Genomic DNA, 20,714 nt, shown 5'->3' on the forward strand with positions numbered 1-20,714 from the left:
TTCGCCCTTGTTACCCTGAATTCAAACCATTGGCGTGTTTGTCAAGGGCGATTGCGGAGTCATTCCACTAATAACTGGAAAGGGAACTGAGTATCTATTGAGTTTTCATAGAACTTTTGACACTACCTTGACAGTCCGGTGCTAGCAAATATCCTAAAACCATTTCCCTAGAAAAATATATATGGGAAATAATACTACAGGTGAGGGAATCCCCCACCTGCTCCCCTGAAATATTCCATTAACGAGAAAGTTCTTTTTTAACTTGGTCTTGTACTTCATCCCACTTCTTAACTGGATCGTCACCTTGTCTTGCTATATCCGTCAATGCCTCTGAGAATATGGAGTTAACCCTTGAAAAATCAACTCCAAAATATCTCGGTTTTACATTTTTTGCGGATTCAGTAAATACTTTAGTTGTTTCTTGTCCACCAAAGAATTCTTCTGGACTGCTCATTTTTTCATCTTCAAAAATACTTGGTGTGGAAGGGAATAAATCCATAGTTGTATAGGACTGCAATTGGTTTTCTGGATTCATCATCCACTCGATAACCTTATAGGCTTCTTCTGGATGCTTAGAACTTTTTAATATTCCAATGAATGACCCACCATTGTTTCCATCTCCACCTGGCGCTTTTGCAATGCGCCATTTCCCAGCTGTATCGGGTGCTGCATCCCTCAAAATATTCTTCATCCATACGGCCCCAATAAAGGAAGCAACCTCACCATTATTCACTGCTGCATTCCACTCTGGTGTCCATTCATCAAGGTTTGCACTTAAACCTTTTTGATGGACAGTAACAGCTCTATCCCAAGCTTCTTTAACCGTTCCACTATCTCCTATGAAATTATCATTCTCGTCAAAATAGTTTTTATCACTTTGACTTAGAGTCTGGTTATACACCCTATTAATCGTATCAAACATTTTTGCATCCGTAGCTGCCCCTAATTTTACGCCAGCTTCGATATAATCATCCCATGTTGCCAATTCCTTTGATACTTCTTCGGGGTCAGTCGGCAAACCAGCTTCTGCAAAGAAATCTTCACGATAAAATAAAGCTGTTGGCCCAGTATCCATAGGAAGGGCGATTAAGTTCTTTTGATCAGGTGTTAATCCAAAGTTCCATTTCCACTCTAAATATTGATCTTTTATTTTATCAGCGCCATAGTCTAATAGATTCACAAACTTATCATGATTAGGAAGAAACTCAGTTACCCAATCATTTAATCCAACGATATCCGGTGCACCCGTTCCTGAAGTAAGAGCTGTTTGAAGTTTTGTTTTATATTCCGAACCATCAATTTTTTGAGCTTTAATTGTTATGTTCGGAAACTCCTCGCTTACCTTTTTAATCATTTCGTCATCAATCGATCGATTCCAGTACCATAGAGTAAGTGTGATTTTTCCATCCTTTTTTTCGCCGGAGCTAGATTTACTACATCCAACCATTGAAAGCACTAACATAATGATTGCCAAAAAACTAAAAACTTTTTTCTTTGTCATCCTCTGCACCCCGTTTTTTTTATTTTAAATTATCATTGACCTCCTACATGAATAATAGAAGATATATCAGCAAAAATCAATTTATTTTTTGATAATTTTGAATATTCGACATAGTCTCACATCAATTGCTAATTTCACTTACTATGCGATTTTTTTCTACAATGGCAAAATAAAAACAAGCATCATGAATAACACAATGCTTGTTCAAAGTATATTATTCTTTTTCTAAAATCTGCTTCGCAAGCATCAGCGCTCCAGTGATCCCCGCGTCATCCCCAAGTGCTGGCGGGACGATATATTCATCAATTTGTTCTGTGATTTGCGGCAGCGGAACGTACCCATTTAATAATTCTTGAACCTGTTTTCGAACGAGTGGAAAAATTTGTGCTTGCTTCATGACCCCGCCGCCCATAATGATTCTTTTCGGGGAGATTGTTAATATGTATTGCATCAGTGCTTGGGCAAGATAAAATGCTTCCATTTCCCAAACTTCTTGTTGATGTTGAAGTTCATGACCTTTTTTGCCCCAACGCTTTTCAATAGCAGGTCCTGCAGCCATTCCTTCTAAACAGTCTTTATGGTATGGACAAAATCCTTCGAATGTATCTTCAGGATGTCTTTTTACTAAAACATGCCCCATTTCAGGATGAGAAAGGCCTTGAAGCAAATTCCCTTGAACAACCGCTCCTGCTCCAACTCCAGTACCGACTGTCAAGTATAAGCAACTGTCCAGACCTTGAGCAGCTCCATGTGTCAATTCGCCTAATGCAGCGACATTCACATCCGTATTGAATTCAATCGGTATATGTAACGCCTCTTCCATCGTTTTGAGGAAAGGAAAATTAGCCCATCCTGGTTTTGGTGTTGAAGTTATATTTCCATATGTAGGACTGTTTTTATCAATATCAACCGGACCGAATGAACCGATTCCAAGTGCTTTAACATGATGTTTTTTGAAAAAACTGATCACTTCCGGCATTGTTTTTTCCGGCGTTAACGTATCTATTTTAACTCGTTCAATGATTGTTCCGTCTTCTGTCCCGACAGCACAAACAAACTTCGTGCCGCCAGCTTCAATAGCTCCCAGCATACCGTAACACTCCATCCCCAATAATTTTCTTATCCACTACAGTTTACCATATGATGGGACTCTTGTTCATAGAAAAAGTCAGCTCGGAGGCTGACTTAAGAATTTTTTATCATGTGGTCGAAAAACTTTTTAAATGCTGTTTGACCTTCGGGCGTTCTTTTAAAAACACCAGCATGTTCAAGGACAGTAGAAAAGACATGCCCTACTTCCGCGCGTAAAAGATTGTGAACATTCGTTTCGTTTAATTGTGGATGCCTTTCAATTACTTTGCAAGCCCAATCAGCGTGTTTATTTGTCATATCATCTTCATAAAGTCGGGTTTTAAAGTCGGGTTTAAGTAGATATTCCCCTACGAGTTGGAGCTCCTCTTTTAACCTTCCAGGTAAAACGGCAAGTCCCATCACTTCAATTAGGCCGATGTTTTCTTTTTTAATATGGTGGACCTCATCATGTGGATGAAAAATCCCGAGCGGATGTTCCTCACTCGTTCTATTATTTCTTAAAACGAGGTCGAATTCGAACTTTCCATTTACTTTGCGAACAATTGGAGTAATCGTATTATGAGGTTCGGCCCCGCTTGTTGCATGGATTTCGACGTTAGGATCACTATAATATTTCCACGAATTTAAAATATAGGCCGCTAGATCAGCAATTTGGCTGCGATCATTTCCGCGAAGGCGAATGACAGACATCGGCCACCGCACAATTCCCGTTTCTATTTCTTCATATCCCGGAAATGTAAAAGTTTCTTCCATTTCCGCTTTCGCCATCGGAAAAATATGATTTCCGCCTTGGAAATGGTCATGGCTCAATATGGATCCACCGACGATTGGAATATCGGCATTCGATCCGATGAAATAATGAGGAAACTGTTCAGCAAAAGCAAGCAGTCGTTCAAAACCAGCTTTAGATATTTTCATCGGACGATGCTCACCTGAAAAAACAATCGCATGCTCATTGTAATAAACATATGGTGAATATTGCAGAAACCATTCTTCACCATTTAAGTTAACGGGAATAATTCGATGATTTTGCCGCGCAGGATGATCGACTCTCCCTGCATATCCGACATTCTCCTTACAAAGTAAACATTTTGGATATGTAGCAGCTTCCTTTTTATTTCTATTCGCAGCAATCGCAACGGGATCTTTTTCCGGTTTCGATAAATTGATCGTAATTTCGAGATCCCCATAAGGAGTCGGCGAAAACCAATGTTCGTTTTTAACGACACGATCTGTTCGAATATAATGAGAATCCTGGGCTAAATGATAGAAGAAACTCGTCGCTGCCTCCGCTCCTTCTGATTTGTAACTGTCATAAAAAGTACGAATGACCGTTGACGGGCGAGCAATAAACTTGCTCATCAATTCAGTATCGAGCAAATCACGAAACGTAACCGTATTATGAGGCAGCTTCCCGTGTTCCGCCGCCCAATCCAAAATAGATGCAAGAATCCTTGCGGGCGAATTGTCATCCGGAGTCTGCACATCAACGGATTTCCACTCATCAAGACCTAACGTGGCCAGCAGTTCATTCCGTACAAAATCCACATCCCACGTCTCAATCAGTCTTTTTTTCAATCCATATTGAATCAGCTCTTCCAAAGATTTATATATATGCATGTTGCCGCCCCTTTCGTTTTTTCTATGTCTTCCGTATGGAGAGAAATGCTTTTACGGCTAAAAATACAATGCGGGAGTAATATCCGTTTATTCGAGAGTAAGACTTTTTCATACGGGAGTAAATCCCTCACATGCGAGAGTAAAACCTGACCATACGAGAGTTATGCCACCATACGGGAGTATTGCTCGCTTATACGAGAGTAAAGATTCACTATACGGGAGTAAATCCCTCACATGCGAGAGTAAAACCCGACCATACAAGAGTTATGCCACCATACGGTAGTATTGCTCGCTTATCCGAGAGTAAAGCTTCACTATACGTAAGTAATGCGCCCCCATGCGGGAGTAAAACCTCACCATACGAGAGTATTGCCACCATACGGGAGTATTGCTCTCGTATTCGAGAGCAAACCTACACTATACGGGGATAATGCGCCCCCATGCGAGAGTAAAACTACACCATACAAGAGTAAAGGCCACCTGCAAGAGGATGGCTGCAAAAAACTTCTCTCCCGGGACTTAAATCAGTCCACGTATCCATTCGGATGTTTTTGGAACCATGCCCAGGCACTTTCAATCATGGATTCAAGTGAATCGTGCTTAGGCTTCCAGCCGAGTTCTTTTTTAGCTTTTTCAGACGATGCGACGAGTTTAGCAGGGTCGCCTGCGCGTCTTGGTGCGACGGTTGCCGGGATTTCTCTTCCAGTTACTTTTCGAGATGCGTCTATGACTTCCTTCACGCTGAAGCCGTTTCCGTTGCCTAAATTGTACGTGCCGCTAGTTTCGGTTTTTCGTAATTTTTCAATTGCTAAAATATGGGCATCGACTAAATCCATGACGTGAATATAGTCGCGGATGCATGTACCGTCAGATGTATCGTAATCATCGCCAAAGATGGCAATTTCGTCACGTTTTCCAAGTGCCGCTTCTAAAATAATCGGAATTAAATGTGTTTCGGGATTATGATCTTCTCCGATAATCCCGTTCATATGTGCACCTGCTACATTAAAATAGCGAAGTACGACGTAACGAATGCCATAAGCCCCTTCACACCATTTCAACATTTTTTCAATCGCAAGTTTCGTTTCGCCATACGGGTTCGTTGGATTCGTTATGGAAGATTCAAGAATTGGAATTTCCTCAGGCTCCCCGTACACCGCTGCTGTTGACGAAAACACAATATTTTTCACATTGTATTTGTTCATTGCCTTTACAAGAGAAATGGCTCCCCCAACATTATTATCGTAATATTGCAGCGGTATTTGGACACTCTCTCCAACTAAGGAATCGGCAGCAAAATGCATAATCGCATCGATGTTATTTTCGGAAAAAACAAGATCTAGAAACGGTTCGTCCCTTAAATCGCCATCGTAAAATACTGCACCTTCAGAGAGTGCCGCTGAGTGACCCTTTTGCAAGTTGTCGATTACGACCACCTTTTCTCCGCGGGCAAGTAATTCCGCTACCGCGTGACTTCCAATATACCCCGCTCCACCGCAAACTAAAATTGCCATCCTAATTCCTCCTTAGTTTTTTATTTCTCTCGCTCCGTCACCGATTCCCACGACGTAGAAATCTGCTTTTAGGCCAGTAGCTTCTTCGTAAGCATCTCCGACATTTTTTATAAAATCATCGAGTTTTTCTTTATTAACAAGATTAATCGTACAGCCCCCAAAGCCTGCACCCGTCATTCTTGCACCTAATACATCCTCGTTCCAAGCGGCTTCCACTAATGCATCCAACTCTTCGCCTGTCACTTCATAGTCTTTCATAAGGGATAAATGAGATGCATTCATTAATTTTCCGAATGCTTCGAGGTCACCCTCATTTAACTTTTCAACAGCAACGAGAGTACGTGCATTCTCAGACACGGCATGTTTCGCACGTTTGCGGTCGGTTTCATTTTCAATGATATACTTATGAGCTTCAAATTCATCCACTGTCAAATCGCCGAGTGATTGAATATCAAGTTCCGTTTGTAATTGTGCGAGGGCTCTTTCACATTCAGAGCGGCGCTCATTATATTTCGAGTCAGCCAATCCCCTGCGTTTGTTTGTATTGGCGATGACGAGCACATGATCTGATAACTGCAGGGGGCTATATGTATATTCCAAGGTTTGGCAATCGAGTAAAATCGCATGCCCTTCCTTGCCCATCCCGCTTGCAAATTGGTCCATAATGCCGCAGTTTACGCCTACAAATTCATTCTCGGCCTTTTGGGCATATTTAACGAGCTGGACTTGATCAATTTTTAATTCGAACAATTCATTTAGCATCACACCTGTTGCGAGTTCAATGGAAGCAGATGAGGATAGGCCGGCCCCATTAGGGATATTCCCGTAAAAAAGTAAATCTACTCCTAATGGAAGGGATATCCCTTCTTTTTGAAATACATCTAGGACACCTTTTGGATAATTCGCCCAATCGTCTTTTTCTTCATATAAAAGGTTGTCCAAGCGAGATTCAATCACACCAATATCAGGAAAATTCATTGAATAGAAACGGAGTAGGTTATCATCTCTTTTTCGCGCCAATAACGTTGTTCCGATATCTAGTGCACATGGAAAAACATGGCCTCCATTATAATCTGTATGCTCCCCAATTAAGTTCACCCTGCCAGGGGCAAAAAAAGTTCTGATTTCCCCATCTTCCCCAAAGATTTCGGTAAATTTTTCGCGCAATTCTTTCATGTTTTCCATAACATGTCACCTCTTATTTTATGATGAACTACTTTTAAAAAATTTGCATGAAAAACGACTTTGTTAATTAATTTAATTTACTTATATGGTATTATAAGAATAATTGTTTTGCAACAAATATTTTCAATATTAAGGAAGTGCTTTTTCATGAAAAAAGGTAGCTTTCAATGGATGAAATCTTTGAATCGAACCATTATTTTAAATAAAATCCGTACGGATGGACCGATTTCTCGTGCCCAAATTGCGAAAGAAACAAAATTGACTCCGCCGACTGTCAGTAGCCTGGTGCTTGAGTTGATTGATAAAGAGTTAGTAATTGAAAGTGAGCAAGGTGAATCCGTTGGCGGTCGAAAGCCTACATTATTAGTCATCAACAGTGAACGCTTCTATATTATAGGATTGGACGTTGGAGCGAAAAAGATTCGTGCTATTCTTATTGATTTATCCGGAAAAGCAATCGATAAAACGCAAACGCCTATTCCTTCATCGATTTCTAATGAAGATTTGTTGACGCTCATAAAAGGAACAATCTCCAATTTGACTTCAACACATGAAGCAAAAGAAGTGATCGGGATTGGAGTTGGAATGCATGGTGCCGTTGATGTGGAAACGGGGACAAGTTTATTTGCACCGGGCTTGCATTTAAGGGATATTCCGATAAAAAAGACACTTGAAGAAGAATTTGATGTTCCGGTTAAAATAGACAATGACGTAAGGGCGATGGCTTTTGGTGAATATTGGTTTATGGAAGAAAAAAAGGATGAAAACATTGTAACCGTCAATATCGGAAATGGTGTTGGTGCAGGAATCGTTTTAAATGGAAGGATTTTTCACGGAAAGTACGATTTGGCCGGGGAAATTGGCCATATGACGATTGACCTGAATGGAAATCCTTGTTCTTGCGGTAATATCGGCTGCTGGCAAACTCTAATTTCCGGACCCGCCATTGCGGAAATAGCTGTAAAACAGCTCGAACTTCATTCAGATGGTATTCTTTTTAAAATGGCTGAAGGCGACTTAACTAAAATTGAAGGGAAAACTGTATTTGAAGGAGCCATCGCAGGAGATGCACTCTCAAAGAAAATTTTAGAAAAAACAGGGGAATACATTGGAATTGGACTCACAAATTTAATTCACATATTGAATCCAGCAAAAATTATTATTGGAGGCGGAGTGGCAAATGCGAGTCCCTTTATTTTGCCTAAAATTAAGGAAACCATTTTGCAACGGGGACTGACAAGCCAGGCAAAAACAACTCCAATTTATTGTTCCAAACTAGGGTCATATGGAACAGCCATCGGGGCATGTGCTTTAATTCTTGGCGAAATTTTTGAAGGGGATTATTCTGCTGCGGAATAAATTAAATATCGAATTCAAAGCTCCACTTCTGTCATCTTTCTTAGCTTTTCACATACTACTAAAATGATAAAGGTTTTTTGGAGGGACGCAAATGGAGATACGAGTCCGGTCAGGAGATACACTTTGGCATTACAGCCAGTTATTTTTCATTCCGACAGTTTTGATCGTTGATTCCAATCCGGGTATTAATCCGAATGCTCTCCAAGTGGGGCAACCGATAAAAATTCCTGGATTTACTGAACAAGCTTATACCATTCGCTCGAGTGATACGTTTTGGAAAATCGCGCAATCACACCATCTTAATATCGATGCATTATTGCTAATGAATCAAAATATAAATCCAAGTCAACTTCAGCTTGGGCAAAAAATTCGCCTTCCTTTAAGAGTTACGACACTAACCATGAGTGATAGGGATCATTACGATTTTCAAAAAATGAAAAATGATATTGAAAAGTTATTGACCATCTATCCTTTCGTGCGACGAAGAGAAGCTGGAAAAAGTGTGGACAATTTACCTCTGTATGATTTGCGGGTTGGAAAAAACAATCGCAAAATCCAAATGAATGCCTCTTTCCATGCAAATGAATGGATTACATCGCCTATTTTAATGAAATTTTTAAATGAGTATTTGCTGGCATTAACGAATGGTCAAAATATTAGCGGTGTTTCAGCGTTATCCATCTATCAACAATCCCAACTTTCCGCTGTTCCGATGGTGAATCCAGACGGCGTCAGTCTTGTTTTAAACGGCCCACCTGCCCCAAAACGCGATGAAGTCATTCAGTTGAATCGGGGGAGTACAGACTTTTCAGGATGGAAGGCAAATATTCGAGGGGTTGATTTAAATAAACAGTTTCCGGCAAATTGGGAATTCGAGAAAGAACGAAAGCCTAAAGTTCCGGGTCCCCGTGATTATCCAGGCCCTACCCCATTATCTGAACCGGAAACAAAAGCGATGGCGGGGCTTGTCACGAATGAAAATTTTGCTCGCCTTCTAGCATTGCACACACAAGGAAGAGAAATATATTGGGGCTTTGAAGGACTGGAGCCCCCAGAATCGGAAACGCTCGCCAATGATTTCGCAAGATTAAGCGGTTATACAGCGGTTCGTTATGTGGATAGCTATGCCGGATATAAAGATTGGTTCATCCAAGAGTTTCGCAGGCCAGGATTTACAATTGAGCTTGGACTCGGCCAAAACCCTCTCCCTATTTCTCAATTTGATGAGATTTATGCCCACGTAAAACCATTGTTGGTCAGGGCATTGATCTAACTGGTCCTCCCCTATCGGAGGACTTTTTTCTTGAAAGGAAAGAGGACGGACAAATAGTCCATCCCCTTGAAAAACCTCTTAATAATAACCTCCGCCAACAAAAGCCGTCCCTACAATAATTAACAAAATAAACAGGACAACAATTAACGCGAAGCCTCCAGCTCCATAACCGCCACCACTCATACATTACACCACCTTTATTACAGGATGATTTATCATATGATAGTGGACTGTAATTCGAGTGGACGTTTGGAATGCCTGGGACACGAATTGTTTGAGTGCCAGGCACTCAAACAATTTAGAAACAATTCAGAATTGTTTCGACCAAATAATTCTATATGTACGACGCAATCAACATTGCGTTACCTTTCATTTCAAAGGTTTCTGTTTCAGCAGGCAAGATGAAATGATCTCCTTTTTCTACAGGGTATGATTTTTCTGCCACGGTTAGGACCGCGTTTCCTTCGAGTACACTTAAGAGCATGAATGGTTGATTTTGTTCAAACTTTGCTGTTCCGTCAATGTCCCATTTTTGTACAGTAAAGAATTCAGCTTCAACGAATGTCGTCACGACTGCTCCTGGAATTGAATTTACTTCATGCGAAAAGTCAGGAGCACGGTGAGGAATTGTAGACACGTCAATTGATTTTTCAATATGAAGTTCCCGTGGTTTTCCATCCTGTCCGGGGCGATCATAGTCGTACAACCTATATGTAGTGTCGGAGCTTTGCTGTGTTTCCAAGACTAACGTTCCTTCTCCAAGAGCATGGATTGTGCCACTTGGTACATAGAAGAAATCACCAGGTTTAATTTTTACTTTGCTCAATAGCCTGTCCCACTCATTATTTTCTATCATGGAAACAAATTCTTCTTTTGTACGAGCAGTATGACCGTAGATCAACTCCGCTCCTTCTTTGCAGTCAATAATATACCAGCATTCCGTTTTACCAAGCTCGCCATTTTCATGCTCATTCGCATATTCATCATTTGGATGCACTTGAACAGACAGATCGGCATTCGCATCTAAAATTTTCGTCAATAAAGGAAAAACTTTCGATTCCTGATTTCCAAATAGTTCGGGATGATCGCTCCAAAGTTCGATTAACGTTTTGCCGGCAAATCGACCATTTTTCACAATAGAGGGTCCATTTGAATGCGCTGAAATGGCCCAGCATTCTCCGGTATAGTCATTCGGAATATTATAGCCAAATTTCTCTTTTAATGCAGTTCCTCCCCAAATCCGCTCCTGAAAAACAGGTTTTAAAAATAATGGTTCGCTCATGATGTTCTTCCTCCCTATTCCATTTCAGATTTTATTTTTTCTAACAATCTTTGGCAGCCATCTAACAAAAGATCATACGTTTCCTGAAAATCACCCGTATAATAAGGATCGGGAACATCTGCTTTCTTATCTGTCAAATCAAGCAATCTCATCACCTTCGGATGTTTGGGCTTGCCGCATATATCGTAAATATCGCGAATATTCATTTCGTCCATGCCAATGATGTAATCAAATTCTTCTATATCCTTTTTTATAAACTGCCTTCCGAACATTCCTTCAGATGAAATGCGATATTCATCCAATTTCCTTAATGTTCCCTTATGTGGACGAGCACCGACATGCCACGAACTTGTCCCCGCAGAATCAATAAGAATCTCCCCGCCAAGGCAATATTTCTCAACCATATCTCTAAATATTGCCTCCGCCATTGGAGAGCGGCAAATATTCCCTAGACAGACAAACAAAACTTTAACCATGAATCTTTCTCCCCTCTTTTCCCTTTAACAATAGTTTCGTTCCAACGAGCGCAACAATTGCTCCTAAAGAATCCAACCCGACATCAAGCAAGGCTCCCGTTCTCTCGGGAATAAACACTTGGTGCAGTTCGTCAGTCGCTGCATATATAGTCGTCAACATCCAAGCCATCCAAAATCGTTTCTTTTGTAAACTATTGTAAAATAGGATGGCAAGAAATCCAAACGCGGCTAAATGAACGAATTTACGGAAAATTACATTCCACATTTGCGCCTCGCCTGAGGTTAAATGAAAAAACCTTGCTAGTATTGATTGGGTATGACCCCCAGTAGATGAAGGGGAAGCTGTTGCAATAAAAATGGCCGTGCACCAAGCGATAGATGCAATTAGCCAAAAGTATCTTTTTTTCATAAAAAGTTCCTTTTAATATAGTTTTCTATTATTATATCTAATTCCCCCATTGCATGCACTCAACAAAAATATGAATATCCTATACACTTTCAAAAAAATAGTATAATTGAACCATTTTTGTTTCATTTTTCCTGAGAAACCTTGCTATTAAAATAATAAAATAGGAAAAACTTCACAAAACATTCACTTTTATTTTTCAATATGTTATAATCTTCGCAATATGTCGTAACATTATGACATGAATATTTATACAATTCAGAAAGGATGGTAGAAAGATGACGCAAACGGTTGGTTTAGGGACTCCCATATATTCATTCAGCAAAGAACATACACCTGTTGCGACTGTTGCATCCGGAAGTCGCATTACGGTTGATTCGTATGATTGTTTCGAAGGACAAATTACATCTAGCGAAACAACGATGAATGCAATCGATTGGGAACGGATTAATCCAGCAACTGGGCCTATTTATGTGGAATCAGCTGAACCTGGAGATGTGCTTGCTGTAACAATTCATGGTCTTGATATTAAGGGGCCTGGTGTGCTCGCTACAGGGCAAAACCTTGGAGTTATGGGACATAGGATTGATGAGTTCACAGTCAAAATGATTCCGCTTGAAGGGGACGAAGCTATTTTTAACGAGAAAGTCCGCATCCCACTCAATAAAATGATTGGTGTGATTGGCGTCGCTCCAGAAAATGAAGCTGTACCGTGTGGAACACCGGGAAATCACGGCGGAAACTTAGACACAGTTTTAATTACGGAAGGTGCAACAATCTATTTTCCTGTTTTTCACGAAGGTGCTCTGTTTGGTCTTGGTGATATGCATGCTGCAATGGGGGACGGAGAAATTGGCGTTTCAGGAATTGAAGTTGCTGGACAAGCTGATTTGTCGCTTGAAGTGAAAAAAGGAAAAAGTATAAAACATCCACTTGTAAAAAATAAGGATGGCCTTTGCATTTTGGTAAGTGCTGAAACACTAGATGAGGCTGCAAAGCTTGCTGTTGAAGAGATGATTGATTTATTGATGCCATACACAGATATGGATGTGGCGGAAATGACTATGCTGATGAGCTCAATAGGGCATTCACAGATTTCTCAAATCGTAGATCCCCTTCTTACAGCTAGATTCTTTGTACCACAATCATTTTTAGATGCTTATAATATAGACTTATTTTAATCGTTTAGGGGGAAATTTGAGTGGCAATAGAAAAACTAAGCCAAGAGGCTGATTTAAATGGGAAAGCTCCTGCATATAAACAGGAACTGAAACGTGCATTAACCTTTTGGGATTTAATGATTTACGGTTTGATCTTCATGGTGCCAATTGCGCCATTCGGTATTTATGGTGAGGTTGCAACGGGAGCAAAAGGGATGGTTGCCCTTGCATATGTCATCGGGATGATTGGGATGATTTTTACTGCGCTGAGCTACGCGCGCATGTCAGAAGCGATTCCTTATTCAGGTTCTGTTTACGCTTATGCACAGCACGGGATTAATGAAACAGCTGGATTTTTTGGAGGATGGCTCATCCTTCTGGATTATATTTTCGTACCTGCACTTTTATATTTAGTGAGTGCGGCTGCACTTGCAGATATTGTTCCAGAAGTGCCGATCATCGTTTGGCTCCTCATATTCATTGGAATAAATACATTTATTAACGTATTAGGTATTGAATTTACTGCAAAAACGAACAAATATATATTAATTGCTGAACTTATAGTATTAGTTATTTTCGTAGTAGCAGGAATTATTGCCGTCGCGCAGCATGTGAACGGTGCAGAATTTACGTTTAAGCCTTTATATGATAAAGAACATTTTTCAATGGCAACAGTCATGGGTGCTGTTTCGATTGCAGTTCTAAGCTTCCTTGGTTTTGACGCTGTTTCTACACTTGCCGAAGAATCCAAAGGCGGCCGAAAAGCAATTGGTAATGCGATTATTGGTGCGTTGCTCTTAGTCGGAGTTATGTTCATTATCCAAACTTGGGTAGCAGCACTAATTTGGCCTGATTTTACTACTTTTGAAAATGTTGATACAGCATTCTATCAAATTGCAGAATTAGCCGGTGGTACTTGGCTAAAATGGACTACCATCATTGCTACAGTTATAGCCTGGGGTATTGCGGATGCACTCGTTGCACAAGCAGCCATTTCTCGTATTCTATTTAGTATGGCTCGTGACCGCAAGCTTCCACATGCGTTATCAAAAGTTCATCCTAAATTTAAAACACCATTTGTCGCAACGATTGTTGTTGCTGTTATTTCATTTATTGTAACAATGTTCTTCTCTGCACAAATTGGACAACTTGCATCGATCGTTAACTTTGGTGCACTTTCTGCTTTCTTAATATTGCATATTTCTGTTATTAACTTCTATATTAGAAAGAAGAAAAGTACTAATTATTTCAGTCACTTAGTGTTGCCTGCTATTGGTTTTCTGATAATTGGCTATGTTTGGCTTAATCTGGACATACTCGCTAAGCAACTTGGATTTATGTGGCTTGGAATTGGAGTAATTTACTATGCTTATTTGAAATTTAGTAAAAAGGATACTAAGGTAGAGTTGTAATTACAAAGAACAAGCGTCTGTTCATCAACAGGCACTTACGCTGGATGAAACAAAGGTGCAGATCCCGAACGGGTCTGCACCTTTTCTATTATCCTCGTACCATTTCTACTTTTCTACTAGACTTTTCTTTAATAGAAAATAAGATAAAACCTACCGTACCAATAAAGGAACTACCGGCCATTAAAAAATAAAGAGTCGAACCACTAAAAGCGTCAAAGATAATGCCGCCAATGGAAGAACCAATAATATTCGTTATACTAAACGCAATTCCCATAAACACCATATGTCCAGTGGCCTGCATTTCGACAGGAAGGGCTCTATATAAATATTCAATGGCGCCCATATACATAATTGCAAAACAAATTCCATGCAATAATTGTATTGAAAGCAGGACTGTGGGGTCTGTAATAAATCCGATCATGATCCACCTAATTGTAAAAAGGAAACCGGCTATGATCATGTATTTAATGGGACTTTCCGACCGAAACCAAATGGCACTTGTAATAAAAAGGATGGCCTCACTAAGAACGCCTATAAACCAGAGCCAGCCAACAAGCATCTCGTTCCCGCCAATTTCAAATAAATATAAGCTAATGAAACTATCATTCACACGATGTGTCAGGAAAATAAAAAAGCATAATAAAAAGAAAATAAGCAGCGTTCTGTTTTTGAAAAATTGACCCACTTCTTTTAAATTTACTTTTTTCGCACCAGATTTCGCATCCGTCAGCGTCATCGATAACAAAAAGGTAATTCCGGCAACGGTCATCATCGGAAGGGCAAGTGATTCTACTCCCATCTTATTAAAGTAAAACCCGCTAGCCAACGAAAGAATTGCAAAACCAAAGGAGCTCCAAGATCGAATCGAGCCAAATGAAACTTTATATTCATCCGCAACACGCTTAGCTAAATTATCTGATAATGGGTTTAAGGCAGTAAAGAAGAAGAAAAATAAGGCGCCTGCCGCATAAAGCCAAACAAGAGAGCTAAGTTTGAAAATCAAAAAGATTCCTATTAAAATACCAATTAACACTATATTGATGATTTTTTTTACTGTTTTAAATTTATCACTCATAAAGCCCCAAACAGGCTGAGCAAAAAGACCGACTGCTGTTCCTAGCGCAAAAAACATCCCGATTGCCGATTTTGACAACCCATTATTTTGAAAATATAAAGGCAAAAAACTAACGACCAATGAACTGATTGCCGCACCAAAAAACAAAAACATTTTAAGAGACAAGAGAGGATTTTTTCGTAGCATAATAGTGTGCTTCCTTTTCAAGTAAATTTCTGTGTAGTTTTTCACTAAGGCTCTTTTCCCAAACATTGTTGCTATTTGATCGAATCTACATAAAAAGAAATAGATTTTACCCTTAGAAATGATATTAAAATGAGAAAAGAGATACACGCTTAATAAGAAATGCAAAACTTCCTTATTAGGTGTAAAAGCCAGTTCTTGGGCTTTTACAAACAACAAACTTTAAGAAAATAGCCTTCACTAAAATGAGCCAGCCCTGCATATGAGGACTGGCCAGTTATGGCTACTGTTATACTATACATTGGTGGTCATCGTTTGTATAGTGCCTAATTATTGGGGATTATAAAGCAATTCAAAAACAGTTCGCAATCTTTATTATATAATTTTTTAGAAATTTAATACATGCTGTCTCGGATACATGCATCTTGGAAATTTGGTTTAATAAAAATCTACTAATCTCTTTTAAGGCCTTACAGAAGTTCCATCCGGTATTCTTGCTAATGTCCACCTTGGCAATTCGTTTGAACATGGGTATTTAGCGGCTTTTTCTTCATCAATATCAATCCCAAACCCAGGTTGATCATTCGGATAGACATAGCCATCTCGCAATTCCGGGCACCCTGGAAAAACTTCTTGAATAATATTTGAGAAGCCATACCACTCTTGAATACCGAAATTAGGGCTGTTTACATCAAGATGGATGTTGGCGGCATGCCCTACTGGTGATACGTCTCCAGGGCCATGCCATGCTGTCCGTACACTAAAAGCCTCACAGAGTGATGCTAGTTTTTTTGCAGGAGTCAGTCCGCCAATTTGACTAATATGGACTCGAATGAAATCAATTAATCCATTCACGATTAGTGGAGTCCACTCTCTAGGATTGTTAAAGAGCTCTCCCATTGCAATTGGTGTAGAGCTTTGTTGGCGTATCATTTGAAACCATTCGATTTGCTCAGGCGCTAATGGGTCTTCTAAGAAGAATAATCGATATGGCTCTAATTGTTTGGCGAGTCGTACCGCCTCGATAGGCGCAACTCGTTCATGAACATCATGAATAAGTTCTATCTCATATCCAACCTTATCCCTTACATAGTCGAACATTTTGGGGACTGAACGTACATATGCATCTGGATCATAGTAGGCTCCAGGCTGTGCATTTTCTGGGGATTGTATCTTATGATTCTGCCCACCGTATCCACCATATTGGCAGCGAATATAGCGAACTCCTTGCTCTTTAAAAAATTGAACGTTCTCAACGAGTTCCTGGACATCCCTTCCGTCAGCATGCCTGTATACAGCAGCAGCTTCACGGCACTTTCCACCTAATAGCTGGTATACGGGCATTCCGGCAAGTTTGCCCTTTATATCCCACAGGGCCATATCGACTCCGGAAAGTGCATTATTCAAAACGGGTCCGTTGCGCCAATAAGAGCTTACCATTGCTGATTGCCATATATCTTCAATTTGCAGTGGGTCTTTCCCAAGCAAAAAAGGTTTTAAATACTCATCTACTGCAGTCTTAACAGTTAAATACCTTTGAGTAAAAGTAGCGCAACCGAGTCCGTATAGTCCAGGCTCAGATGTTTCGACTTTTACAACAACTAAATTAATTCCTTCTGGTGCCGTTAGAATTGTTTTCACATCTCTAATTGTAATTGATGACATCATTTACCCTCTCCCTCGCTATCACATATTTCCCCAGCCGTAGCCAGCTTCAGGGCTCACATCTTCCGGCATGCCGGGTAAAATGAGTCCGCCGTCAATTTTAATCGTTTCGCCTGTTATATAGGAAGCTTGATCGGAAACCAACCATGCTGCCGCTTGTCCAATATCTTCTGGGGTGCCCAATCTTTTTAATGGTATTTTATTGCCTAATTTTTCATAGAATTGATCATTTCCCGCGCGGACCCTTGTTGCACCTGGTGCAATACAATTAACGCGTATTCCATAAGGGGCACACTCTAATGCTACAGATTCCGTTGCACGAATGAGTGCAGCCTTTGTTCCTCCATAGACTGCATCATCTGGATAGGCTCTTTTCCCTCTTGTGGAAGCGATGTTGATAATATTTCCTGAAATTTTCTCCTCTTTCATATGCCTTACCGCTTCTCGCATTAATAGAAATGGCGCTTTCAAATTTAGGTTTAGAAGGAAATTGATCTTCTCAATCTCCATTTCTGCAAGTGTACTTTTAATTGTTAACCCCGCATTATTAACTAACACATTAAGGTAGCGGAATTCTTCTATTGTTTTTCCAACAAGTTTCTTAGCAGTATCTTCGTCAGATAAATCTGCTTGAAAAATAATACATTTCCTCCCATAATCTTTTTCAATGGAATGCGCGACTTCTTCTGCTTCCTCCTTTTCGGAACGATAGGTGATAGCTACATCGTAACCATGCGATGCCATCTTTAATGCAATCCCTTTTCCGATTCCACGACTAGCACCTGTTACCAATACTGTTTTGGAGCTTTCATAAGTTTCCATAACTCTTAGGACACCCCTCAATAAGTTTTGTTTGTACAACATTCGATAATTGAGTGTAAGTGTCCTGTTTTTTTAAATATTAAGTTAAAACTTTTTTAAAATTAGCAAGGCCAATTACCAAAACCACCTCTGATATGCCCAGTACACGATAAAAAACCCAGTTCCCCCAATTACATTCGTCCATCCTAAAAATAGGGAGAATTTCTTTTCTCTATCCATTTTAATTTTCTTAAAGGTTTTTGCGTCAACGAATAAGATGAAGATTCCAGTCATAATGAATAGGACGACAAGATAGTATAAATAATGCAATGAAGTCTACTCCCTTAGCTAATTTTATTTCGCTTTCATGCCTATTCTTAGTATTTGCGACTCGACTTGTACGCTAACTTTTAAATCATTTTTAAAAATCTCTTCCCAATCTTCTTTCGTTTTTACATGTTGGTCCCAAAATTTAGGATGTTTTGCCCTTATATGTTCACCAAAGCCAAAGATATCCGACTTTTCCTTCTTCATTTTCTTTATTAATTTCTCTACCGCTATCTTCACATCATTATTATAGCTTTGCTCAAGTTTTTGAATAACTTCTGGATTATTTATCGGTATTTTCCCATGTTCTTTTTCGACAATTTCATTTTCATAACGGATTCTAATTCGTATTTCAGGTTTCCCGTTATGGATTGCCGTTTTAAATTTTGCCCTTCGTTTCATGGCACGAAGCAATACTTGTTCATCTGAACCTGGAATGTTGTAAAATGCCGCATAGCCACCTTCTCCCTTTTGAATGATAGCCATCAGAAGCCCTATCTGAATGGGGGCAATTTCCCCCTTCATTTTGTCCCCTTTAAAATACGCAAGTCCCTCAAGGTTAATATTTCCCCCTCGCTTTATTTCAAGAAAAGGGAGGAAGGAATCTTGTCCTTTGCTTGTATGAATTCTCCAAAACACGCCAATTGGGTTGTTAGGGAATTTACCTAATTTAACTGTATTTTCAACCATAACATTAAGATATAAGGCAGGAACTCTTTCTAATTCTGGTGCAACTGACATATATTTAGATGCTTTTTCCTTTGATATGGCGAGCCAAGCTGTTCTTCTAACTTCTGACTGTCTTCGTAAATAATCATTAAATCGACTAACGCCCTCCTTAGCTATTTCTTCGCTAACGATAATAATCCGTAGATGCCCCAAAAATAATTTATCCGATAACTCTTGCTGAAGATTTGTCATCGCGGAATCAATCGTAGAGCCTACTACAGACAATACCCAAACTGGTTTCTGATCCCCGCCTCCCCCACCAATTTGCGGCCCTAATGGGATGCGCCCGGGAACAGCAATTTGGGCAGTCAATCGAATTAATTGCCTATCATCCTCTGAAGTATCACCTTTAACATTGGTGATCTTTTTTTCTTCTTCACTTTCATGCTCCAATCCGTGGTCTGGTTCTGCTTTGTCAATGGCGATAGCCAGTACAGTTGCTCTTTTTTCTATATCTAAACTATCCCAGCACCCAGATAAAAGAGGGATGAATAAACAAACGATGCATAGAAGATGAAAACATTTTTTATCCATTTATTGCCCCCCTTTTTTGCCGGGTATTTTGCGAATGATCGCGGTAAATAATATGATAAAAGGGAATCCAATTGTAACTATAAGGCCTAGTCTCCCAACGACTTTGATCACATCGTACATCTGCAGCACATTCCTAGGAATCATGGCGACCAAAAAAACAATAGGCAGTAAAAAGAAAGAAAATGTTTTGTGGCCTTGTAAACGGAAAAATTGACTTAAGGAATGTATTGTCAACATATAACTTGAAAAAATCGTCGTAAAAACAGCAGTTACCCAAATAGCTAGAAACACAACATCTAATCTCTGTAAAAGGTTGCCAGGTAAAGATGTTGCTCTTGCCAATTCCAATGTTGGCCACATTAAGTTTTTCATTTCCTCCACCCCAAAAACCGAAAGTGTGGCTAGTACAACCATGACATAAAAAGCCCCTGATATTCCCAATCCAAAAAAAGCCGCCTTCATCGCTTTTTTTGGCTTTTTCATGGAAGGGATTAGAATGGTCATAATAAAAAACCCTTGAAACAAAGCAACGACTGTCAACATTCCAATGAACAAATGATCTATATCTTTCGTAAAAAGAGATTGAACGATTGGTTGAAAATACAGCAGATTTGCATTTTTAAATGATAATATGACAATCAATAATCCTGGTACTATAATAGCAGGAACATAAAAGTTATGAATATATGCAAAGGTATTAAGATCATCACGGGTAAAGACGGCGGCCATCAATAACATAACAATGACGGTCACTTCAATTGGCGTGTTTTTTAGGACTGCGGCAACGACAACTTCACCAAATTCTCTTGACGCCATAGCAGTTAAAAAAGTAAAAAATAGGATCAATAAAATGCCGTACATGCGGCCAATCCATTTCCCAAGTACGACCTGACTGTAACCAATGATGGTTTGATCCGGGAAACGTATTCCAAGCTTCGTGACGAGATACAACCCTCCAAAACTAATTAAGACCGCTATGAAAGTTAGGAAAGGAGCACTAGTGCCAGCAGCCTTAACAGCAATAAGCGGCAGATTTAAAACGCCTACACCAATGATTGTACTAATGAGTATAGACGTTACCTGGATAACGGTTATTTGACGTGAATGCTCCATCTAATAT

19 protein-coding genes are annotated in these 20,714 nt (G+C 39.8%); 4 read left to right on the forward strand and 15 right to left on the reverse strand.

Annotated elements, in window-relative coordinates; genetic code table 11:
* Nucleotides 1-238: 238 nt before the first annotated feature.
* From NQ185_RS15340 to NQ185_RS15360, 5 genes are all read right to left on the reverse strand, one after another.
* Nucleotides 239-1,501, reverse strand: a complete 1,263-nt coding sequence (locus NQ185_RS15340; protein WP_257582858.1) for an ABC transporter substrate-binding protein — start codon at nucleotides 1,499-1,501, stop codon at nucleotides 239-241.
* A 214-nt stretch (nucleotides 1,502-1,715) separates the two neighbouring features.
* Nucleotides 1,716-2,591: an ROK family protein gene (locus tag NQ185_RS15345; protein WP_257582859.1), complete on the reverse strand. Its 876-nt coding sequence runs from the start codon at nucleotides 2,589-2,591 to the stop codon at nucleotides 1,716-1,718.
* 95 nt (nucleotides 2,592-2,686) lie between these two features.
* Nucleotides 2,687-4,213, reverse strand: a complete 1,527-nt coding sequence (gene galT, locus NQ185_RS15350) for a UDP-glucose--hexose-1-phosphate uridylyltransferase (protein ID WP_257582860.1) — start codon at nucleotides 4,211-4,213, stop codon at nucleotides 2,687-2,689.
* A 524-nt stretch (nucleotides 4,214-4,737) separates the two neighbouring features.
* Nucleotides 4,738-5,727, reverse strand: coding sequence for a UDP-glucose 4-epimerase GalE (galE, locus tag NQ185_RS15355; protein WP_257582861.1), 990 nt, complete (start codon nucleotides 5,725-5,727; stop codon nucleotides 4,738-4,740).
* A 12-nt stretch (nucleotides 5,728-5,739) separates the two neighbouring features.
* A complete protein-coding gene (locus tag NQ185_RS15360) occupies nucleotides 5,740-6,912 on the reverse strand; it encodes a galactokinase (RefSeq protein WP_373370818.1) in 1,173 nt (390 codons plus the stop codon).
* 147 nt (nucleotides 6,913-7,059) lie between these two features.
* Here NQ185_RS15360 and NQ185_RS15365 point away from each other — a divergent pair, with 147 nt between their 5' ends.
* Both NQ185_RS15365 and NQ185_RS15370 read left to right on the forward strand, forming a co-directional pair.
* Nucleotides 7,060-8,271: an ROK family transcriptional regulator gene (locus tag NQ185_RS15365; RefSeq protein WP_257582862.1), complete on the forward strand. Its 1,212-nt coding sequence runs from the start codon at nucleotides 7,060-7,062 to the stop codon at nucleotides 8,269-8,271.
* Between the two features lie 91 nt (nucleotides 8,272-8,362).
* On the forward strand, nucleotides 8,363-9,544 hold the full coding sequence (locus tag NQ185_RS15370; protein ID WP_257582863.1) for a M14 family metallopeptidase: 1,182 nt from the start codon (nucleotides 8,363-8,365) through the stop codon (nucleotides 9,542-9,544).
* Between the two features lie 78 nt (nucleotides 9,545-9,622).
* On the opposite strand, the gene NQ185_RS15375 is transcribed toward NQ185_RS15370, so the two are convergent.
* The 4 genes from NQ185_RS15375 to NQ185_RS15390 form a co-directional block, all read right to left on the reverse strand.
* Nucleotides 9,623-9,727, reverse strand: coding sequence for a YjcZ family sporulation protein (locus tag NQ185_RS15375; protein WP_257582864.1), 105 nt, complete (start codon nucleotides 9,725-9,727; stop codon nucleotides 9,623-9,625).
* 151 nt (nucleotides 9,728-9,878) lie between these two features.
* A complete protein-coding gene (manA, locus tag NQ185_RS15380; protein ID WP_257582865.1) occupies nucleotides 9,879-10,826 on the reverse strand; it encodes a mannose-6-phosphate isomerase, class I in 948 nt (315 codons plus the stop codon).
* Nucleotides 10,827-10,840: 14 nt separating this feature from the next.
* The gene (locus tag NQ185_RS15385) at nucleotides 10,841-11,302 is read right to left on the reverse strand and encodes a low molecular weight protein-tyrosine-phosphatase (protein ID WP_257582866.1); all 462 of its coding nucleotides are present in this window, start codon (nucleotides 11,300-11,302) and stop codon (nucleotides 10,841-10,843) included.
* Nucleotides 11,295-11,711, reverse strand: coding sequence for a VanZ family protein (locus NQ185_RS15390; RefSeq protein WP_257582868.1), 417 nt, complete (start codon nucleotides 11,709-11,711; stop codon nucleotides 11,295-11,297). Before NQ185_RS15390 ends, NQ185_RS15385 begins: the two co-directional genes overlap by 8 nt.
* A 275-nt stretch (nucleotides 11,712-11,986) precedes the next feature.
* On the opposite strand from NQ185_RS15390, the gene NQ185_RS15395 reads away from it, so the two are divergent.
* Nucleotides 11,987-12,889 (forward strand): acetamidase/formamidase family protein, encoded by a 903-nt coding sequence (locus NQ185_RS15395; RefSeq protein ID WP_257582869.1) that lies wholly within the window; start codon nucleotides 11,987-11,989, stop codon nucleotides 12,887-12,889.
* Between the two features lie 20 nt (nucleotides 12,890-12,909).
* Nucleotides 12,910-14,280: an APC family permease gene (locus tag NQ185_RS15400; protein ID WP_257582871.1), complete on the forward strand. Its 1,371-nt coding sequence runs from the start codon at nucleotides 12,910-12,912 to the stop codon at nucleotides 14,278-14,280.
* Nucleotides 14,281-14,368: 88 nt separating this feature from the next.
* On the opposite strand, the gene NQ185_RS15405 is transcribed toward NQ185_RS15400, so the two are convergent.
* From NQ185_RS15405 to NQ185_RS15430, 6 genes are all read right to left on the reverse strand, one after another.
* A complete protein-coding gene (locus NQ185_RS15405; protein WP_257582872.1) occupies nucleotides 14,369-15,541 on the reverse strand; it encodes an MFS transporter in 1,173 nt (390 codons plus the stop codon).
* A gap of 459 nt (nucleotides 15,542-16,000) precedes the next feature.
* Nucleotides 16,001-17,203 carry an enolase C-terminal domain-like protein gene (locus NQ185_RS15410; RefSeq protein ID WP_257582873.1) on the reverse strand — a complete coding sequence of 401 codons (1,203 nt, stop codon included), beginning with the start codon at nucleotides 17,201-17,203 and terminating at the stop codon, nucleotides 16,001-16,003.
* A 21-nt stretch (nucleotides 17,204-17,224) separates the two neighbouring features.
* Nucleotides 17,225-18,025 carry an SDR family NAD(P)-dependent oxidoreductase gene (locus NQ185_RS15415; protein ID WP_257582874.1) on the reverse strand — a complete coding sequence of 267 codons (801 nt, stop codon included), beginning with the start codon at nucleotides 18,023-18,025 and terminating at the stop codon, nucleotides 17,225-17,227.
* 114 nt (nucleotides 18,026-18,139) lie between these two features.
* Nucleotides 18,140-18,334 carry a CLC_0170 family protein gene (locus tag NQ185_RS15420; protein WP_257582875.1) on the reverse strand — a complete coding sequence of 65 codons (195 nt, stop codon included), beginning with the start codon at nucleotides 18,332-18,334 and terminating at the stop codon, nucleotides 18,140-18,142.
* Nucleotides 18,335-18,358: 24 nt separating this feature from the next.
* Nucleotides 18,359-19,594 (reverse strand): Ger(x)C family spore germination protein, encoded by a 1,236-nt coding sequence (locus tag NQ185_RS15425; protein WP_257582878.1) that lies wholly within the window; start codon nucleotides 19,592-19,594, stop codon nucleotides 18,359-18,361.
* Nucleotides 19,595-20,707: a GerAB/ArcD/ProY family transporter gene (locus NQ185_RS15430; RefSeq protein ID WP_257582880.1), complete on the reverse strand. Its 1,113-nt coding sequence runs from the start codon at nucleotides 20,705-20,707 to the stop codon at nucleotides 19,595-19,597. It abuts the gene before it with no gap.
* Nucleotides 20,708-20,714: the final 7 nt, after the last annotated feature.

Source organism: Lederbergia panacisoli (assembly GCF_024626525.1).
In the GTDB taxonomy this organism is placed as follows: domain Bacteria; phylum Bacillota; class Bacilli; order Bacillales; family Bacillaceae_C; genus Lederbergia; species Lederbergia panacisoli.